The sequence below is a fragment of the Neobacillus mesonae genome, assembly GCF_023715155.1.
Lineage (GTDB): Bacteria > Bacillota > Bacilli > Bacillales > Cytobacillaceae > Neobacillus > Neobacillus mesonae_A.
Genome location: NZ_JAMBNQ010000019.1, coordinates 23573 through 40728 on the forward strand (window position 1 = coordinate 23573; position 17156 = coordinate 40728).

The 17156-nt window shown below is 40.4% G+C and carries 21 protein-coding genes; 7 read left to right on the plus strand and 14 right to left on the minus strand.

All coding sequences use genetic code 11. From position 1 onward, the window contains the following. The first annotated feature begins 49 nt into the window (after window positions 1-49). The 3 genes from M3183_RS15670 (at window position 50) to M3183_RS15680 (ending at window position 2100) form a co-directional block, all read left to right on the plus strand. A complete protein-coding gene (locus M3183_RS15670; protein ID WP_251471098.1) occupies window positions 50-415 on the plus strand; it encodes an alpha-helical endospore appendage domain-containing protein in 366 nt (121 codons plus the stop codon). A gap of 24 nt (window positions 416-439) precedes the next feature. Next, complete coding sequence (locus M3183_RS15675) at window positions 440-898, plus strand: hypothetical protein (protein WP_251471099.1); 459 nt, start codon at window positions 440-442, stop codon at window positions 896-898. A gap of 116 nt (window positions 899-1014) precedes the next feature. Next, entirely contained in the window at window positions 1015-2100 is a 1086-nt protein-coding gene (locus M3183_RS15680) for an AbrB family transcriptional regulator (RefSeq protein WP_251471100.1), read from the plus strand. A gap of 299 nt (window positions 2101-2399) precedes the next feature. Here M3183_RS15680 and M3183_RS27150 read toward each other — a convergent pair whose 3' ends face one another. The 4 genes from M3183_RS27150 to M3183_RS15690 form a co-directional block, all read right to left on the minus strand. Further along, window positions 2400-2534 carry a hypothetical protein gene (locus tag M3183_RS27150; RefSeq protein WP_285880013.1) on the minus strand — a complete coding sequence of 45 codons (135 nt, stop codon included), beginning with the start codon at window positions 2532-2534 and terminating at the stop codon, window positions 2400-2402. 72 nt (window positions 2535-2606) lie between these two features. After that, window positions 2607-2792 carry a hypothetical protein gene (locus M3183_RS15685; protein ID WP_251471101.1) on the minus strand — a complete coding sequence of 62 codons (186 nt, stop codon included), beginning with the start codon at window positions 2790-2792 and terminating at the stop codon, window positions 2607-2609. Between the two features lie 72 nt (window positions 2793-2864). Further along, window positions 2865-2999 (minus strand): hypothetical protein, encoded by a 135-nt coding sequence (locus tag M3183_RS27155; protein WP_285880015.1) that lies wholly within the window; start codon window positions 2997-2999, stop codon window positions 2865-2867. 176 nt (window positions 3000-3175) lie between these two features. Then, entirely contained in the window at window positions 3176-3361 is a 186-nt protein-coding gene (locus M3183_RS15690; protein WP_251471102.1) for a hypothetical protein, read from the minus strand. A gap of 479 nt (window positions 3362-3840) precedes the next feature. Between M3183_RS15690 and M3183_RS15695 the strand changes: the two genes are divergently transcribed. Further along, window positions 3841-4038, plus strand: coding sequence for a hypothetical protein (locus M3183_RS15695; protein ID WP_251471103.1), 198 nt, complete (start codon window positions 3841-3843; stop codon window positions 4036-4038). A gap of 33 nt (window positions 4039-4071) precedes the next feature. Here M3183_RS15695 and M3183_RS15700 read toward each other — a convergent pair whose 3' ends face one another. Both M3183_RS15700 and M3183_RS15705 read right to left on the minus strand, forming a co-directional pair. After that, window positions 4072-5433: an MATE family efflux transporter gene (locus tag M3183_RS15700; RefSeq protein ID WP_251471104.1), complete on the minus strand. Its 1362-nt coding sequence runs from the start codon at window positions 5431-5433 to the stop codon at window positions 4072-4074. Window positions 5434-5606: 173 nt separating this feature from the next. Next, window positions 5607-5954 carry a spore coat protein gene (locus tag M3183_RS15705; protein ID WP_251471105.1) on the minus strand — a complete coding sequence of 116 codons (348 nt, stop codon included), beginning with the start codon at window positions 5952-5954 and terminating at the stop codon, window positions 5607-5609. A 193-nt stretch (window positions 5955-6147) separates the two neighbouring features. On the opposite strand from M3183_RS15705, the gene M3183_RS15710 reads away from it, so the two are divergent. Further along, window positions 6148-6429 carry a hypothetical protein gene (locus M3183_RS15710; RefSeq protein ID WP_251471106.1) on the plus strand — a complete coding sequence of 94 codons (282 nt, stop codon included), beginning with the start codon at window positions 6148-6150 and terminating at the stop codon, window positions 6427-6429. 226 nt (window positions 6430-6655) lie between these two features. Here the strand turns inward: M3183_RS15710 and M3183_RS15715 are convergent, their stop codons facing one another. Then, on the minus strand, window positions 6656-7456 hold the full coding sequence (locus M3183_RS15715) for a hypothetical protein (RefSeq protein WP_251471107.1): 801 nt from the start codon (window positions 7454-7456) through the stop codon (window positions 6656-6658). 166 nt (window positions 7457-7622) lie between these two features. Here M3183_RS15715 and M3183_RS15720 point away from each other — a divergent pair, with 166 nt between their 5' ends. Further along, window positions 7623-8351, plus strand: a complete 729-nt coding sequence (locus tag M3183_RS15720; protein WP_251471108.1) for a protein-glutamine gamma-glutamyltransferase — start codon at window positions 7623-7625, stop codon at window positions 8349-8351. On the opposite strand, the gene dcuS is transcribed toward M3183_RS15720, so the two are convergent. Together dcuS and M3183_RS15730 are read right to left on the minus strand one after the other, a co-directional pair. Next, on the minus strand, window positions 8333-9886 hold the full coding sequence (gene dcuS, locus M3183_RS15725) for a DcuS/MalK family sensor histidine kinase (RefSeq protein WP_251471198.1): 1554 nt from the start codon (window positions 9884-9886) through the stop codon (window positions 8333-8335). The genes M3183_RS15720 and dcuS overlap by 19 nt on opposite strands. A 92-nt stretch (window positions 9887-9978) precedes the next feature. Further along, entirely contained in the window at window positions 9979-10659 is a 681-nt protein-coding gene (locus M3183_RS15730; protein WP_251471109.1) for a response regulator, read from the minus strand. Window positions 10660-10903: 244 nt separating this feature from the next. Here M3183_RS15730 and M3183_RS15735 point away from each other — a divergent pair, with 244 nt between their 5' ends. Further along, complete coding sequence (locus M3183_RS15735) at window positions 10904-12169, plus strand: dicarboxylate/amino acid:cation symporter (protein WP_251471110.1); 1266 nt, start codon at window positions 10904-10906, stop codon at window positions 12167-12169. 249 nt (window positions 12170-12418) lie between these two features. Here M3183_RS15735 and M3183_RS15740 read toward each other — a convergent pair whose 3' ends face one another. The 5 genes from M3183_RS15740 to M3183_RS15760 form a co-directional block, all read right to left on the minus strand. Next, complete coding sequence (locus M3183_RS15740; protein ID WP_251471111.1) at window positions 12419-13417, minus strand: ABC transporter substrate-binding protein; 999 nt, start codon at window positions 13415-13417, stop codon at window positions 12419-12421. Window positions 13418-13471: 54 nt separating this feature from the next. Further along, window positions 13472-14245 (minus strand): ABC transporter permease, encoded by a 774-nt coding sequence (locus M3183_RS15745; RefSeq protein WP_251471112.1) that lies wholly within the window; start codon window positions 14243-14245, stop codon window positions 13472-13474. Beyond that, window positions 14235-14996: an ABC transporter ATP-binding protein gene (locus M3183_RS15750; RefSeq protein ID WP_251471113.1), complete on the minus strand. Its 762-nt coding sequence runs from the start codon at window positions 14994-14996 to the stop codon at window positions 14235-14237. Before M3183_RS15750 ends, M3183_RS15745 begins: the two co-directional genes overlap by 11 nt. Then, on the minus strand, window positions 14971-15642 hold the full coding sequence (tenA, locus tag M3183_RS15755; RefSeq protein ID WP_251471114.1) for a thiaminase II: 672 nt from the start codon (window positions 15640-15642) through the stop codon (window positions 14971-14973). The genes M3183_RS15750 and tenA overlap by 26 nt, the downstream gene beginning before the upstream one ends. A 222-nt stretch (window positions 15643-15864) precedes the next feature. After that, window positions 15865-17142 (minus strand): acetylornithine deacetylase, encoded by a 1278-nt coding sequence (locus M3183_RS15760; protein WP_251471115.1) that lies wholly within the window; start codon window positions 17140-17142, stop codon window positions 15865-15867. Between the last annotated feature and the right edge of the window lie 14 nt (window positions 17143-17156).

Here is a 17156-nt window from a genome sequence, read left to right on the forward strand (position 1 = left end):
ACCATTCATAAACTAATTACGGAGTTTACTAAAGGGAGGTTTAACCTTAATGCTGAACGAGGAACCTCACCATCGTCCTAATTCTGAAGATGCGATGGTTGATTTATTTGGTTCAATCGCCATGGAAGAGATGGCCATTTCACATTTATTAAATGCGGAAGCTAAAAAAATGCAGGCATTTGTGGGGCAGGAGTTGGATTTTCCGACCAATCCAAGTAATAGAGAAATTTTACAATTTAATAAGGAGGCATCTCGATTTATCGAAACATTAGTCATGAAGGAATGGCTATTACTTAGGAAGCTTCAAAATGTGGCAGATTTTTTTTCAAACGAAAAAGAACATCATCATGGACACGATTTTGATCTCGATCATGAACAGCCGCCGACGCTTTGTCCAGACCCTCCAGAAGTCTAAAAGTATGAAAGGGGGAAATCAAAGATGAATCCTAAAAAAACGATGATCCCCCCCCTCTGCTGCCTAAATACTGCTCTTAAAGAATATATTTGTATACTAAATGAGATGGTAAGCGCCCTTTTGATCCGTAAAAATGAAAATCATGTTGATGTACAATTGAGTGATACGATTAAACATGGCGTCGTTCCCCAGCTCCAATTCATTGCTGATTTACAACGGCTGCTTTTGCGAAAAATCGTCTGCCTGCTTGAACAGTATCAACTTGATGATTGGGAGTTTTCCATGGAAGATGATTCTTCCCTGCAAAGGTTAAAAATCATCGAATTATACAGGGGGCTGAACCAGTTTTGTCCAAATGATGAACTTGTTGATGAAACGATTGAGTCATTGTTAAAATTAGAGACCCAAAAAGCAAAGATATTGCAATCAATTACCCTCTTTAAACGGAATAATGACCCGAAGACGGTATGGAAGCCAAATTAAAAGTCCAAATCTTAGCGCATTTTGCGCTTTTTTCATTTGAAGACCTTTCTTTTTTAATGCCTTTTTTAACGTGCTAAAATGAAGAAAAAAGATTTAATATCAGAAGGGTTTAACAAATGAATATAAATTTAATCGGATGGATTGCTGCACTTATTTATGCATTAATTGGTGGGTTTGTGTTCCAAGCCCTGCATACCCCTATCCCTTGGCTTCTTGGGCCGATGACAGCGGTTTTTATCGGGGCTAGATTCGGAAAGATTCGGTATAACTGGCCAAGCAGGATGCGAAATGCAGGTTTAATTATTGTGGGATATTCCATAGGATTGTCTTTTACCAAGGATGCACTCACTATTGTTATAGGAGAACTGCCGTCCATGCTGCTAATGACCGTTTTGCTGGTTTGTTTTTGTGCTGCAATTGCTTTTTTTGTGTCCAAACTGACCGGAGTCGATTATCCGACCGTCCTCACAGGCAGTATTCCTGGGGGGCTTTCGCAAATGATTATTTTTGCGGAGGAAATGAAAGGGATTGATTTGACCACTGTAACATTTCTGCAAGTGGCAAGATTGATGATGATCATCTTTTTTGTGCCCTTTCTTGTTTTTGGGCCATTTTTCCAACATACATCCCACTCGTCTTCAGCAAATACACTTATGAATAACGGGATGATCACCCTGCAGGAGCATGCCGGAATTTTTATTCTCTTACTAGTTATTTGTATTGTTTCTGCGTTCCTTGCTAAAAAGCTGAAATTGCCTACACCATTTTTATTAGGGCCTATTTTAGGATCAGCCATCGCCAATATCTCAGGCCTGCACGGTCCTGCATTGCCTGTTTCGCTGATGGATCTTTCACAATTTTTAATTGGCGGCTACATAGGGCTGCTGATGCATCCAGAGAAACTGGAGCATAAAGCACGGGTTATTTCCCTTGCTTTGATCAGCGGAATTGTCATGATTATAGGTTCCTTGGGGCTAAGCCTGCTTCTCGTCTACTTTAGCGATATTACCCCTTCCACAAGTTTTCTGGGTGTGGCACCGGGCGGGATGGACCAAATGGCCATCCTTGCACACGAAGTGGGAGCAGATTTATCTGTTGTAACTGGATATCAATTGTTTCGCTTATTTTTCATCTATTTTGCCGTCCCGCCGTTTTTAAGGTTTATTTTCTTGAAGCGGAAAACACAGGTTGAACAAAATTAAATTTATAGCCCGCCAATATTTATTTACTTAACAGGTTCACTTGTGATGTGCGAAAAGGGAAAAACAAGTTAAATCCCTTATTGTACATCACATGTTTTTTAATACTTCATTTAGCAGACAATTCACATATGTTTCCTTAAGTTAAAATTAAGGAATGGATCTAACTATCTTGGATAAATTTGTCCTTGATCAGCTTTATGAAGGACTTTTGCTTTGGCTTTCTTCACCGATAAGTCCTTCATCGGCTTTATGAAGGACTTTTGCTTTGGGTTTCTTCATCGATTTGTCCTTCATCGGCCTTATGAAAGACTTTTGCTTTGGGTTTCTCCATCGATTTGTCCTTCATCGGCTTTATGAAAGACTTTTGCTTTGGGTTTCTTCACCGATTTGTCCTTCATCACCTTTATGAAGGACTTTTTCTTTGATTTCTTCATCGATTTGTCCTTCATCACCTTTATGAAGGACTTTTGCTTTGGCTTTCTATGTCGATTTGTCCTTCATCACCTTTATGAAGGACTTTTGCTTTGGCTTTCTATGTCGATTTGTCCTTCATCACCTTTATGAAGGACTTTTTCTTTGATTTCTTCACCGATTTGTCCTTCATCACCTTTATGAAGGACTTTTGCTTTGATTTCTTCACCGATTTGTCCTTCATCACCTTTATGAAGGACTTTTTCTTTGGGTTTCTCCATCGATTTGTCCTTCATCGGCTTTATGAAAGACTTTTGCTTTGGCTTTCTCCATCGATTTGTCCTTCATCCGCTTTATGAAGGACTAACTCTTTGGCTTTCTTCACCGATTTGTCCTTCATCACCTTTATGAAGGACTTTTGCTTTGATTTCTTCACCGATTTGTCCTTCATCACCTTTATGAAGGACTTTTTCTTTGGCTTTCTCCATCGATTTGTCCTTCATCGGCTTTATGAAAGACTTTTGCTTTGGCTTTCTCCATCGATTTGTCCTTCATCCGCTTTATGAAGGACTAACTCTTTGGCTTTCTTCACCGATTTGTCCTTCATCGGCTTTATGAAAGACTTTTGCTTTGGCTTTCTTCACCGATTTGTCCTTCATCGGCTTTATGAAAGACTTTTTCTTTGGCTTTCTCCATCGATTTGTCCTTCATCGGCTTTATGAAGGACTTTTTCTTTGATTTCTTCATCGATTTGTCCTTCATCGGCTTTATGAAAGACTTTTGCTTTGGCTTTCTTCACCGATTTGTCCTTCATCGGCTTTATGAAAGACTTTTTCTTTGGGTTCTTCACCGATTTGTCCTTCATCGACTTTATAAATCAGGGACATTTCCAAATTTTATATATCCATCAGGTGTTTTTGATCCCAAATCTACTTTTCACCACCTGATCTCAACGAATTTAAAACCCTTCAATAATTTTTTCTCTGAAAAACACAATATGTAAAATTTGGTAAAAATACAAGAAATCAATTTTTCAATCAACAAGAATTTATGTCCATTTACCATCGATTGTTAATTTGTTGCACTTAATAAAGTAACAATCCAATTTTTGCTTGGCGGGCTATTCTTTATTCCAAAATTTAGAATCTCCATTCCACCATAAAAACCCTTTCATCCCCACTGTAAAAGCAACCGGCATTTCTATAATTTAGGTTTAAATGCAGGAGTTAAAAATTTTGTCTAATTTTGATAAAAAATTACGATGGACTATTTTTAAATCCCTGTTATAATGCAATATATAAATATATTACACTTACAAAGGTGGGCACTATGGGGAACACATGTAGATATGTTGTCAATGCTCTTGGTAAGGGTGGGGAAACATATTATACACAATGTCGTGACAAACACGAATTAAAAAAATGGATTACTGATAATCAAGAAAGACTTGTCATGAATGAGCTGAATATTACTGACAAGAATCAAAATCCCTTATTAAAGCTTTTTAAGTCTAAAAAACTATTTTAAAAAATTAAGACGCAGGGGTGCTTAAACCTGCGTCTATTTCATCTGCTCTGAAACAAATTTCCGCTTTTGGATATAAAGGAGCCTAATGGATAATGCGATACCTGCCGCAAGCAGTCCTGTCGTTAACCCAATCCAATATCCTCTGACCCCAAGCTGGGTATAATGGGCGAGGATAAAGCCAACAGGAAGACAAATTGCCCAATAAGCGAATAATGTCATGATAAAGGCAATGTTGACATCCTTATATCCTCTTAATGCCGCTTGAGCCGTTACTTGGATTGCGTCGGAAATCTGAAAGAACAGTGCAAAAATCAGAAAATAGGCGGTTAAATGAATCACTGCTGTTTCATTAGAATAAAAACCGGCAACCTGATAACGGAACCCAACTACAAACAATCCGCTTACCAAGGCCGTCAATACAGCAAGTACAATTCCGAGCCAGCTGTAATCCCGCGCATCTTTATAACGCTTTGCTCCAACTTCATACCCTACCAGAACAGTCAGCGCCATGGAAATGCTCATTGGAATCATATAAAGGAATGTAACAATGTTTAACGCTGATTGATAAGCCGCTACCGTTGTTACGCTAAATTTACTAATTAATATGGTGACAACAGCAAACATGCTCGTTTCAAAGAAAGTAGAGAGCCCCATCGGCACTCCGATTTTCAAAATTTCCTTACATCTCATCCACGTAAATTGCTTGAAATTAGTAAAAATGCGAAAAGTTCGAAATGGTTCTTCTGCTTTTACAATATAAATGGTAAAAGCTAAAATCACCCAGTAGGTAATCGAGGTTGCATACCCTGCACCAGAGCCTCCAAGCTCTGGAAATCCCCATTTTCCAAAAATTAATACATAATTCAAAATCAAATTAAAAGGCAGCGAAGAAATCATGATAATCATAACTACTCGTGTTCTGCCTAATGCATAAATAAATGATCGTAAGACATTAAATAAAAATAACGGCAAAATCCCTAAACTAAGTCCTATTAAATAACCGCGGGCGGTCTCATGCACTCTGGAAGGGAGATCCATCTGAGTTAATAGCGGCTCTAATAAAAGGAACCCGCTGATTAGAATAATCACGGTTATAAATAGGGACAGATACATCCCATGTCTGACAACGGCTGCCACTTCACCGCTTCTTTTCTCACCAAAGTACTGTGCTGCAATTGGCGAGACTGCCAGCAGGATACTGCTTAATCCAGTAAAAATCGGGCTCCAAATCGATGAGCCGATTGCTACGCCGGCAAGTTCGGAGGAATTATATTTACCGGACATGATCGTGTTAAAAAACACCATCGAAAACATACCAAGCTGTGTAATTAAAATCGGAATTAACAAAATGAAAATTTGCTTTGTTTTATCTTTTAACGAAAAAGTTTGATTCATGCTGCATACTCCTTGAACATTATGTACCAAAATACCATTATAAGCTAAATTCATGGATTTTTCCCATAAGAAATACAAAAAGACAGGAATAATCCTGCCTTTTTCGTAATACAAATCTTTTCAGCTTTGCTTTATCCCGCATTACCGGGCAGTAAAACCCTGCTAATTGAATTTTATTGTCCCTGGCCGAAAGTGCTTTGGCCATGATGATAGCCGTATCCCGGATAATAACCTCCATGGCCGTGGTGATAGCCGTGGCCTGGATAATAACCTCCGTGGCCGTGGTGGTAGCCGTGGCCTGGATAATAACCTCCGTGGCCGTGGTGATAGCCGTGGCCAGGATAGTAACCTCCATGACCGTGGTGATAGCCTTGACCTGGATAATAGCCTCCATGGCCTTGATAGTAGTCCATACCTGGAGTACCAGCTCCTACATTCGCACCCATTCCGGGCATGCCTGCTCCAACATTCATACCCATTCCTGGAAACCCTCCAGGCATCCCCATAAATTGTCTATCCATTCTGCATCTCCTCCTCATATGGTTGCACAATAGTGTATGTGTCTACCTAAAAAAAGGAATAGGTATCTGCCCAAACTAGAGGAAAATGCTAATGAAACCAATTTTTTAAAAATGAATGGAAACATGTGATTCTGGTCACCTCCTCCATTGCCCAAGTATTTTACAATATAATCAAAGGAGTAAGGTGACGAATATGGAAAAACCATTAGAAAATGTAACGATATTTGAAGACTATCACCATCGCCAGGTTGTATTAAATTACTATCAGGATGAAGACTTTTTATGGAAGCGGGATGGGTTTCATTTTGCAGCCATTCAGGTAAAAGACCGTACATTAGTTTTCATTAAAGAAAACGGTCCAGCCGTCCAAATCATGCTCAATGATTATCAAACTTCTTCAATTAGTACCGATTTTCAAGATTATTTTATTTTTAGAAATGGAAAAGACAGACTAGAAATTTATTTTCCGCATTGAAAAACTAGGACTCTTCTTTTTATTAACGCGGCGGCCCGTATAAAATAAAAGACTATCGAAAGTTTTTCGACAGCCTGACTCGGTCTTGATATTAATTTTAGTGAAATAAGCTGTTCAGTTGGTAGTTAGCAGGGACAATCTTTAAATCTATTCAGATAAAGTGAAAAATTGCCGAGAAAAATACACTTTCTCGACAATCTGACTGGGACTCTTTCTTAAGCCCCAGTTATTTTTTCGCAATTTTAGATGGATTGTTGATTTTATACAATACAGGATCTGCAACTAAAAATTCTTCCTCCACATCTTTTCCTTTCGCCAGCTTCTTCGCCACAACCTTCCCATCAAATTCAAGATCCATTCCGGTTTCAAGCTCAAGTTTTTTCAATGTTTTGCTATGGCTGCACCAGGCAAGCCCAAGTTCAAGCGGCGGCTCTTGAATGATGTGCACATTTTCCAGCACAACTACCTCATCATTTTCCTCATTAAACGGATTATAGGTGAGGGCAAATTGTTTTACTTTAGCAGTAAAGTGGACCTTATCTGCTGGCAGCTCCACCTTTTCCTTCTTCGGCTTTTGCGGTTTCGATTTAGAGGCCTTTGCAGACTTGGAATCACTTTTTTGGCTCTCCGGTTTTTCTTTCGGTTCCGAATCAACCGTTTTCGTTTCGGCCTTACCTGAAGCTGCTCCCTTGCTTTCTTTATCAGCTGCAGCAGAAATCAGGCTTTCTTTTCCGAAACTTGACTGCTGCATCTCTTTTAAAAAGGCTGGGTGAATGCTGCTGAGCTTCCCATCCGAAAATTCAATGATGACCGTATTGAAGTCTCCAGTATTCCCATAAATTTCGTATCCTTTAATGGAAACAAGCTGCTGAACATTTCGATCCTTATACCAAAATTCCTTTTTCGCAGCAGAAAGACCCCACTCCTTCAGCTTTTCTTTCAAGTGATCCTCATCCCGAAATGTTTCATAATCGCCCTTTGGCGGCAGATACTGAATTTGTTCCGTTTGAGGTGCTTCGGTTGTCATAAATCGTACACCCTTCCCTTTGAATGATGAACCTATTATAGCATGTTCCTTCATGGATGATAAAATGACCCTCCTAATGAGTCTTAAGATTTCGCATTAGATAATAAAACCTTCAGTAAAAACATATTCTGTATCGAGGAATTATTTTCCATGTGGAGGTTAAATCATGATAAGAATAAACTATCTGATTATCAAACCGGAAGACCTTTTTGATCAAATTACCGAATCTCAGCATCAAACCATTATCAAACAAATGGCCGCCTACCAGCAGGTCTATCAATACCCCTCTATCCAGCATTTAAAATTTGAACTTGCCTTCCGCTCCCATATCATGAAAGCGGCCCGGGAATTAAATAGCAGCGGAGTGAAATTTACAACCTTCACCTATTCCTTCCCAAATAAAAAGTACTGGGACCGGCTGAGTAATGGCGGATTTCTTCTCAAACAAAATGCCAGCCCATCCACTGCTATTCTTGACATTATCAATAACGGAAAACTTTATGCCTTCGAATGTTCAACCGCCATCGCCATTATTTTCTATATTGCCACCCTCTACTCAATTGGCAGCAAGCGGTTTGATTACCTTTTCACCAGACTGTACCTGATGGACTGGCAATTCGACGATGATCTCCCGATTCATCAAAAATATGGTGACGATTATTTGCCAGGTGACGTCCTTCACTTTAATAATCCTGATTTTGACCCAAAACAACCCCATTGGCGTGCTGAAAACGTGGTTTATTTTGGTGACGACAAATACTATGGCCACGGGGTCGGCATCCGCAATTCAAGTGCCATCATTAATTTTTTGAATAAAAAAAGAAAGCCGAATCCGAAAATTTCAGCTTATCTGATGAACATGATTACCCGTCCTGATTATTTGTCGTTTTTATAAGGGATGGTCACAATAAAGGTCGTCCCGCTTCCCTCTTTCGAATAGACTTCAATGTCTCCCTTCACTCTTTCTATGCTTTGCTGTACCAAATATAATCCTTGCCCGCGATTAGGGCCCTTTGTGGAAATACCTTTGATAAAGATTTGCTTCTCCATCTCTTTGGCAATTCCGCCCCCCGTATCATGTACTTCCAGTACAAGAATATCTTTATAAAAATCAAATCGCAGAGTCACTTTTTTTACCGGCCGATCTTTGACTGAATCCAAAGCGTTATCGATTAAATTTCCAAGAATCGTGATCATTTCATGGATGATTTCCTGTCTTTCAGGTTTAGGAATACTTCCATCCCCTTCAATCACAAATTCACAGCCCTTTTCCCTTGCATAGCTGAGTTTTCCTAAAATAAATCCTGCCAAAACAGGATCTTTAAAACGGCTGACGACAAATTCAAGATCGTTTCGCTGCTGGTCCGCAACCTTTGCAATGTAAGAAGAAACCATCTCATAATCTTTCATTTGAATTAACCCGGAAATGGCATGCAATTTATTTCGAAATTCATGTGCCTGAGTCCTTAGGGCTTCGGCATAGAGCTTGACTCCGGTGAGCTGTTCGGCAAGTATTTTGATTTCTGTTTTTTCCCGGAAAGTCGTTACTGCTCCGACAAGGGTTTCATTTACTTTCACCGGTACCGTGTTTGCGATAATGGTGATCCCATTTAGTTCGTGTTCCTGGTCTAATAAGGATTCTCCTTGTCCGAAAACCGTATCAAGCTGAAAATTTGGCATGTATTCTTTAATTTCTTTTCCAATCGGCGAGCCGTTAAAACCTGCTTGATGAAAAAACCGGATTCCTTCCGTATTTACAAGTGTAATCATTCCTGTCTGGTCCACCGCTAAAATTCCTTCTTTTGTCGATTGAAGGATGGCGCTTCGTTCTTCTAACAATTTTGCAATCTCTTTCGGCTCCAGGCCAAATAAAATTTGTTTCACTTTTCTTGCCAAATAAAGAGCACCGAGAATTCCTACGATTAAACCGACTCCTACACCGACATAAATATTCATTCTGCCTTTCCCAATGGCTTTATTGACCTGTTCCAACGAGATTCCTACAGCTACAGCGCCAACTTGTTTATGCTGCTTGTCATATACAGGTGTAAATGCCCGTAACGACATCCCCAATGTTCCCCTGGCAATCGAAACATGTTCTTTTCCATTTAAAACCGGTCCCTCATCTCCACCAACGAAATGCTTTCCAATTTCTTTCTCGTTAGGATGGGATTTGCGGATTCCTTTCATATCCATGACCACTACAAAATTAACCCCGGTTACACGTTTTATTTCACTTGTAAAGGTTTGAATTTCGTTTTCATCCACATGATGGGTGAGGCCATTTATCACAATTGGAGAACGGGCTGTAATCCGAGCTATATTGGAGGCTTTTTCAGCCTGGCTTTTTTCTATCCCGTCTGAAAGCCAATTGGTTATTAATAAATCGGAAACAAGCAATGCCAACACAACCACCATCAATACCAGCATGATAATGGTCGTTTTTAACGTAAATCTATAGGTTTTAATTCTAGTAAATTCATTCTGCCCCACCACACTATTCCTCCTGAAGAATTGCCGCCTTACTTCATGGCATACCGGTTAACAGGTCTTCCCACCCCGCCATATTGAATGTGGAGCTCCACTTTTCCTTCTTTTTCTAAATAATCCAGGTACCTGCGTGCTGTGATACGCGCTATTCCAATACTTTCCGCTACCTCTTCCGCAGACACCGGTTTAATCTGTTTTGAAATAAACATCGTCACTTTTGTCAATGTATTGGAATTAAGGCCCTTCGGTAACTGCTCATCCTCTATCTCTTCTTTTTCATGTTTAAAAATAATTTCGTCTAAATCATCCTGTGCAATGGATTCCTTTTCAGAAAATTTTATCTGGAATAATTTATAATTCTCCAGCGACTTTTTGATCCGTTCAAAAGTGAACGGTTTAATGATGTAATCCATGGCTCCCTGCTGAAGCACTTGATGGATAGTATCAACATCATTTGCAGCGGTAATGGCAATGACATCAACGGATAATGCCTCAGAACGAATCTCCCTCAGCATTTCCACTCCCCCCAAATGCGGCATGTATAAATCAATGATAGCGAGATCTGGCTTTAATTCACGAGCCAGTCTAATTCCTTCCTCTCCATTTGAAGCTGTCCCAATGATGGTAAATCCCTCTATTCTTTCAATAAACTGACGGTGAACTTCTCTGACCATTGGATCATCTTCTACTAATATGACTCTTATCGGAAACATCTTTTGCCCCCATCTCTACTTATAAATCCTCTTATATTTTATAAAATACAGCTAATTCTCACAACCTTGAATGAACTGTACCATTACTTCCGTTTTGTTTCACGTCTTTGTTATATAACAATAAGAACAATAAGAACAATATGACCAAAATAACAATGTTATCTGAATTTTAATTATTATTTTCTCAAGGGATAAGAAATTTTGTTGAAACCGTTATCAACTTTAAAACAAAGGGGAATGAGAGATGAAGATTAATTTTAAAAATCTAACCGTCCAAGTGCTCTGCGGGATTATTCTAGGAATCCTGATTGGATTTCTTTTTCCGAAATTTGGGGCTGAATTAAAATTCTTAGCAGATATTTTTATCAAACTAATTAAAATGGTGATTGCTCCAATCGTTTTCTTTACGATTGTTATTGGAATCGGTAACATGGGAGATTTAAAAAAGGTTGGGCGCATTGGCGGTAAAGCACTGATCTATTTTGAGATTATTACCACTTTTGCCCTGGCGATTGGCTTAATTGTTGTAAATGTCATCAAACCAGGTTCCGGGTTTAATACTTCTGGTGCAAAAGCGAGCGATATTTCGCAATATACAACTGCTGCAAAAGAATCAAGCCATGGAGCAATCGATTTTATTCTTAACGTGATTCCGGATAACTTTGTCGGGGCGATGGCTAAAGGCGATCTTCTTCCAATCCTTTTCTTCTCTGTATTATTTGGTATTGCACTCGCTTCTTTCGGGGAAAAAGGAAAACCGGTTGTCCAATTATTTGAACAATTAACAGAGATATTTTTCAAGATTGTCAATATTGTCATGAAGTTTTCACCTATTGCAGCTTCCGGCGCGATGGCCTATACCATCGGTAACTTTGGTCTTGGTTCACTCTTATCACTAGGAAAATTAATGGGCAGTGTTTATCTCACCATGTTCCTGTTCATCGTGTTTGTCCTAGGTGCAGTAGCGAAACTTTACGGCTTTAATATCTTAAAATTCATCAATTATATTAAGGAAGAAATTCTATTAGTTCTCGGAACTTCTTCATCTGAATCAGCACTGCCAAGAATGATGGAACGTTTAGAAAAATACGGGTGCTCTAAATCAGTTGTCGGTCTAGTTGTACCTACTGGTTATTCCTTTAACCTGGATGGTACAGCCATTTACCTTTCAATGGCAGCCCTATTCATTGCACAAGCATATAATGTAGACATTACGATTTGGCATCAAATCACATTAATGGGTATTCTAATGCTGACTTCTAAAGGGGCAGCAGGTGTTACAGGCTCTGGTTTCATTACCCTTGCAGCTACCCTTTCAGCCTTCCCGGTTATTCCAGTTGAAGGTATTGCCTTATTAATTGGGGTTGACCGCTTCATGTCGGAGGCACGTGCGATTACAAACTTAATCGGAAACGGTGTTGCAACAGTAGTTGTTTCTAAAATGGAAAAGGAATTTCATCCAGCAATAGAAGGTAAAACGAAAAAAGAGGATATGTCAGTTAGTGCTTAATAGAAAAGCATAAGCGCCTTTGGATGGGCTCCTGCCTTGACCATTCTCATAGTCAGAAAAAGTAACAGAGGTGCGAAACGGTTTTCGCACCTCTGTTTTTTTATTAGTAAAAAAGGATAAAATTTTTGACCTTAAAATTGTCCAGCTCAAGCGACTAGCCCCTCGAGGTCAAATAACCATAGGCTTTAAGAGCCGAAGGTTATTTGCTATGCCTGAGGCTGACCAAGGCACTTGCGCTTTTCTTATCTCTTATTTAAAATTAACAAACGCATCAGCAGCATTTACTTTTTGGTCAATGACTTTATTGTCTTTCAGCCATTCTCCAACTTTCTTCCATGTTTCTGGATCTTGGTAACCGAATGGTTTGTCTTTGGCATCCATTAATGGTAAAAGGATGTCTAAGCTTTTCGTTTCAATATCTTTTTCAAGTGGCGATGATTTTTCTTCGTGTTTCAAAAGGATGGATAGTCCTTCCCCTGGATGGGCTTCTACATATTTTTGTCCTTTTGTCATGGCCGTGATAAATTTTTTATATACGTCAGGTTTTTCTTTCAATCCTTTTTCACTGCCGACCATGACTAATTCATAATAATCCGGTACACCATAATCTGCCGGGTTCAGTGTCCGCATTGGGTGGCCTTCTTTATCGAGTAATAGTTTCTCATGATTGATATATCCGCCAATTAAGGCATCCGTCTTTTTCGTTGCCATTGCCGGAATCAAATCCCAGCCTACATCAACCATCTTAACCTTCTTGGTATCGCCTCCGTCCGCATTCACCATTGTATCAATAATCGCTTCATCAAGCGGGATTGACGGATAGCCGACAGTTTTTCCAGCCAGGTCTTTTGGAGATTTAATCGTCCCCTCTTTAGGTACCATTACTTGATTTAACGGATGACGCACAATAGCGGAAAAAGATTGGACTGGAATATCTTCTCCACGGGCAACCAGCACCTCTGGCTGATAGCTCATCGCCATGTCAATTTTTCCAGCTGCCACCAGTCTTAACGGGTCATTGGTATCCGCTGGCATTTCAATATCAACATCCAAGCCCTGCTCCTTAAAATACCCTTTTTCGTCCGCTGTAAAAAGAAATGAATGAACCGCATTTGGATACCAATCAAGCATAAGGCTTACTTTTTGAAGCCCCTTATCTTTATCCGATGATGGATTGGTCTCTTCTTTTCCACATGCTCCCAGTACAACTAAACATAAGCTAAAAACAATAAACAGCATTTTTTTCATTGAAAGAACTCCCTCTTATTGAAGTAAAAATAAATGATGTAACAGACCGAAGATTTACCGGCCCCGCGCTAAATTTTTCAATAACCGCTTTTCTATTAAACGAATGAATAAAAATAAAATAATTCCCATCAACGATAATAGGAAGATGGCAGCAAACACAGAGTCTGCCTGGAGATTTCCGGACATCCGCCGGCTGAAATATCCCAATCCCTCGCTTGCTCCAAGCCATTCACCGATTGTTGCCCCAGTGACACTGTATACAACAGACATCTTTAGACCAGATAAAATAGAAGGCAGAGCCATCGGCACTTGAACCTTTTTAAACACCATCCACCGGCCTGCCCCCATGGTTCTCAGCAATTCACGGTATTCATCCCCTCCTGCCTTAAGCCCGTCATAGGTACTTACGACAATTGGAAAAAAGGCGATTAAGAAGGTAACAGCGACTTTGCTCCAAATGGTATAACCGAACCATAAAATAAAGATGGGCGAGATGGCAATCAATGGCACTGTTTGGGAGATGACTAGGAATGGATAGAGTATTTTTTCTAACGTTCGGAAAAAATGCATCCCCACTCCAAACAGAAGACCGCCAATTAAAGAGATTCCAAATCCAATCAAGACTTCCCAAAAGGTTGCTGGTAAATGAACACCAAAAAGAAGGTCCTTATTTTTCAGCAGTGCCTCCCAAATAGAAGAAGGAGAAGGCAAAATAAAGGATGGGACTCCCCCGGCCTGCACAATCCATTCCCAAATAGCGACAAAACCAATCACTACCAGGACAAATAAGCCGTAATCACTTGTCCACTTTTTCCATTTAATTTTCATGATGAATCAGCCGCTCCAATTCTTTTCTTAATTCGATAAACTCTGGTTGATAGATTTGGTCGGAATTCCTTGGTCTTGGAAGATTCACTTTCCATTCACGAACATGGGCATCACCTAAAAGATAGATTCTATCACTTAATAGAATTGCTTCCTCTAAATCATGGGTAATAAACAAAACGGTTTTTTGTAAATCCTCCCATAACCCTAATAACCAGGTGTGCATATTCCGCTTGGTCATAGCATCCAGTGCCCCGAACGGTTCATCCAGCAAAAGAAGCTCTTTCCCTGTCATAATCGTTCTTAAAAACGCTGCCCGCTGTCTCATCCCGCCAGACAGTTCATCCGGAAAAGCATTTTCATATCCCTTAAGACCAAACCGCGAAAACCATTCATGAATCTCAGCCAGATTGCCTTTCTTCCCCTCCACTTCTAATGGAAGCATGACATTGTCCAAAACGGTTCTCCAAGGGAGCAGCAGGTCTTTTTGCGGCATATAGCCTACTTTTCCTAAACGCTCTCCGGATATTTCTCCATTGATACCGATTTCTCCCTTGTCTGGTGCAAGAAGGCCGGTAATTAATTTGAACAAGGTGCTTTTTCCAGATCCGCTTGGACCAATTACAGACACAAATTCTCCTGGGGCAACACGAAGATTAATATTTTCAAAAATCGGCGCCGTCCCTTGAAAAGCATATGTTAATTCGTTGATGGCCAGCATGGACGAGCTAAACAGTCCAATCGCCCCCCTCATATGCCATATCCCAGAACATATATTCAAATCGTGAAGTGGTCAGAAAATGCTCTTCTAAAACAGCTAATTCCCGCTCCGGTTTCCCATCCGTTAACCGATCCAAAATATCTATCAGCCACAATGCTAACGCTCCATATTCATCTGAAGAATACATCTTTACCCATTCGCCATACATGGGATGGTCAATGGAATTTGGATAAGTCTCTGCAAGCAGTTTCCCAATCTCCCAATAACTCCACATGCATGGGAGAAGCGCCGAAATCAATTCTTCAAGTGAACCGTTTTGAGCAACCTTTAACATATAACTTGTGTACGCTAAATTATTCGGCATCGGTTTCGTCTCTTCCAGCTCTTGAGTGGTGATACCAAACCGCCCGGCATATTGGCGGTGGAGGTCCATTTCGCCGTTTAGTGTCTCATCAAGCAATTTTGCAAATGCGGCCATCGTTTCTACGTCCGTCGCTTTCACTGCACCTAACGCAAACATTTTGGAATAATCAATTAAATAGACATAATCCTGCTTCATATAACGGATAAATGACTCAACAGGCAGCTCGCCCGTTCCTAACCCTGCCACAAATGGATGCTGGTGAGTTTTTTCCCATATACCCTGCACATTTTCAAAAAGTCTTTGGGAAAATTTCATCTTCCTGCTCCCCCTTTTTTAATTTCAGAATTTGTATGTTTTTGACCTTAAGAATTGTTCAGCACAAGCAGCCACGCCCCTCGAGGTCAAATAACCTTCAGCTCTAAAAATCAAAAAGAGCTTTAGGGGCAGAAGAACATTTCCGAGCCTTTAGGCTGACCACTAAGGAAGGCTAATAAGAATAATCATCGCAGGAACAAGCTGTGCTTGTTCCGAAGGCGATTACGCTTTTCTTGTATTGCACCATTTTGCAATAAACATAGCCATCACTTTGGTAAAGTCCAGGAGCTGCTGGATTTCTACTTTTTCATTCACAGCATGGGCATCTTCTAATTTTCCCGGCCCAAAAATAACGGTTGGAATTCCTGCCTCACCGAGCCATCCGGCATCTGTGACCGTCGATGACATCCCAACTTCAGGAGATTGTCCCAAGCATTTTTCATAAGAGCTGATTAAATGATGGATACCTGGATGGTCGATGTCTAATTCTAATGATGGAAAAATTTCACCCCTGTCCACAATCATCGATTTCCCGCCCCACTTAAATTGCGGCGGATTTTCACGAAGCCAGGGATCCGCCGCTGCAACTGCGAGAATATGCTCCTCTATTTCCTTAATAACCGTTTGATAATCTTCATTCGGATAAAAATGAACCGTTATCCAAAGTGCACAGCGGTCGGCAACAAATGCTGCATGACGGCCGCCTTCAATGACAGCAGGATTAATCGTATTCGATCCAGGTGGAAATCCCTCATAGCTCTTGGTAACGGCCCAATGACGCTCAAGATCCTGCAGCCCGGAGATTATCTTCATCATTTTTTCAATGGTGCTGGCTCCCTTTACGCCTCCGCCTGCATGAATCATTTTCCTTCTAATCCCGTCATGATGTGTTTCCTTGCTTTCGATGGTGATCCAGCCGGTAATCACTCCGCCTTGTCCTTGTATATGTAAATCACTCGTATCCACTACAACTGCATAGTCCGCATGATACCCTTTTTCCGTACACGCAAGCGTTCCAGCCTCACCCGCTTCTTCCCCGATAACTGACTGAATCTGAAGGTCTCCCTTTAGGGTAACCCCGAGGTCCTGGAGCAGTTTAACAGCGAAAATCGATGCAGCTAAGCCGCTTTTCATATCGGCTGTGCCCCGTCCATAAAGATAGGAATCTTTGATTCTAGCTTCAAATGGTGATGAATCCCATTCTTTTTCATCTCCAACCTCGGCGACATCAACATGACCATTAACAATTAAGCTGTTATACTCGTCTGACGCTTCTCCATGGAGAATGCCGATGACGTTCGAATCTCCGGGGTACACTTCCCATTGATCGGTTTTAAAGCCCATTTCCTCAATGGTACCTTTCATAAATTCCTGAATGGCATTGGTATTTCTAGCCGGCGGACTGACGGTTGGAAATGAAATAAATTTACGTATCAGTTCTATCAGCTCCGCTTTTCTTTCTTCCACCTGCTGTGAAATTTTTTCTTTAAGCTGATCCATTTATTTTCCCCCTT

Bases quoted from the DNA above. Each gene is read 5' to 3' on its own strand.
- M3183_RS15715 (WP_251471107.1), bottom strand. From the start codon at position 7,456: ATGACAACCGAAGCACCTCAAACGGAACAAATTCAGTATCTGCCGCCA.
- M3183_RS15700 (WP_251471104.1), bottom strand. From the start codon at position 5,433: ATGAATCAAACTTTTTCGTTAAAAGATAAAACAAAGCAAATTTTCATT.
- M3183_RS27155 (WP_285880015.1), bottom strand. From the start codon at position 2,999: ATGGAGAAAGCCAAAGAAAAAGTCCTTCATAAAGGTGATGAAGGACAA.
- M3183_RS15735 (WP_251471110.1), top strand. From the start codon at position 10,904: ATGAAGATTAATTTTAAAAATCTAACCGTCCAAGTGCTCTGCGGGATT.
- tenA (WP_251471114.1), bottom strand. From the start codon at position 15,642: ATGAAATTTTCCCAAAGACTTTTTGAAAATGTGCAGGGTATATGGGAA.
- M3183_RS15760 (WP_251471115.1), bottom strand. From the start codon at position 17,142: ATGGATCAGCTTAAAGAAAAAATTTCACAGCAGGTGGAAGAAAGAAAA.
- M3183_RS15680 (WP_251471100.1), top strand. From the start codon at position 1,015: ATGAATATAAATTTAATCGGATGGATTGCTGCACTTATTTATGCATTA.
- M3183_RS27150 (WP_285880013.1), bottom strand. From the start codon at position 2,534: ATGAAGAAATCAAAGAAAAAGTCCTTCATAAAGGTGATGAAGGACAAA.
- M3183_RS15695 (WP_251471103.1), top strand. From the start codon at position 3,841: ATGGGGAACACATGTAGATATGTTGTCAATGCTCTTGGTAAGGGTGGG.
- M3183_RS15745 (WP_251471112.1), bottom strand. From the start codon at position 14,245: ATGAAAATTAAATGGAAAAAGTGGACAAGTGATTACGGCTTATTTGTC.
- M3183_RS15710 (WP_251471106.1), top strand. From the start codon at position 6,148: ATGGAAAAACCATTAGAAAATGTAACGATATTTGAAGACTATCACCAT.
- M3183_RS15675 (WP_251471099.1), top strand. From the start codon at position 440: ATGAATCCTAAAAAAACGATGATCCCCCCCCTCTGCTGCCTAAATACT.
- M3183_RS15670 (WP_251471098.1), top strand. From the start codon at position 50: ATGCTGAACGAGGAACCTCACCATCGTCCTAATTCTGAAGATGCGATG.
- M3183_RS15720 (WP_251471108.1), top strand. From the start codon at position 7,623: ATGATAAGAATAAACTATCTGATTATCAAACCGGAAGACCTTTTTGAT.
- dcuS (WP_251471198.1), bottom strand. From the start codon at position 9,886: ATGCTGGTATTGATGGTGGTTGTGTTGGCATTGCTTGTTTCCGATTTA.
- M3183_RS15730 (WP_251471109.1), bottom strand. From the start codon at position 10,659: ATGTTTCCGATAAGAGTCATATTAGTAGAAGATGATCCAATGGTCAGA.
- M3183_RS15685 (WP_251471101.1), bottom strand. From the start codon at position 2,792: ATGGAGAAACCCAAAGAAAAAGTCCTTCATAAAGGTGATGAAGGACAA.
- M3183_RS15705 (WP_251471105.1), bottom strand. From the start codon at position 5,954: ATGGATAGACAATTTATGGGGATGCCTGGAGGGTTTCCAGGAATGGGT.
- M3183_RS15750 (WP_251471113.1), bottom strand. From the start codon at position 14,996: ATGAGGGGGGCGATTGGACTGTTTAGCTCGTCCATGCTGGCCATCAAC.
- M3183_RS15740 (WP_251471111.1), bottom strand. From the start codon at position 13,417: ATGAAAAAAATGCTGTTTATTGTTTTTAGCTTATGTTTAGTTGTACTG.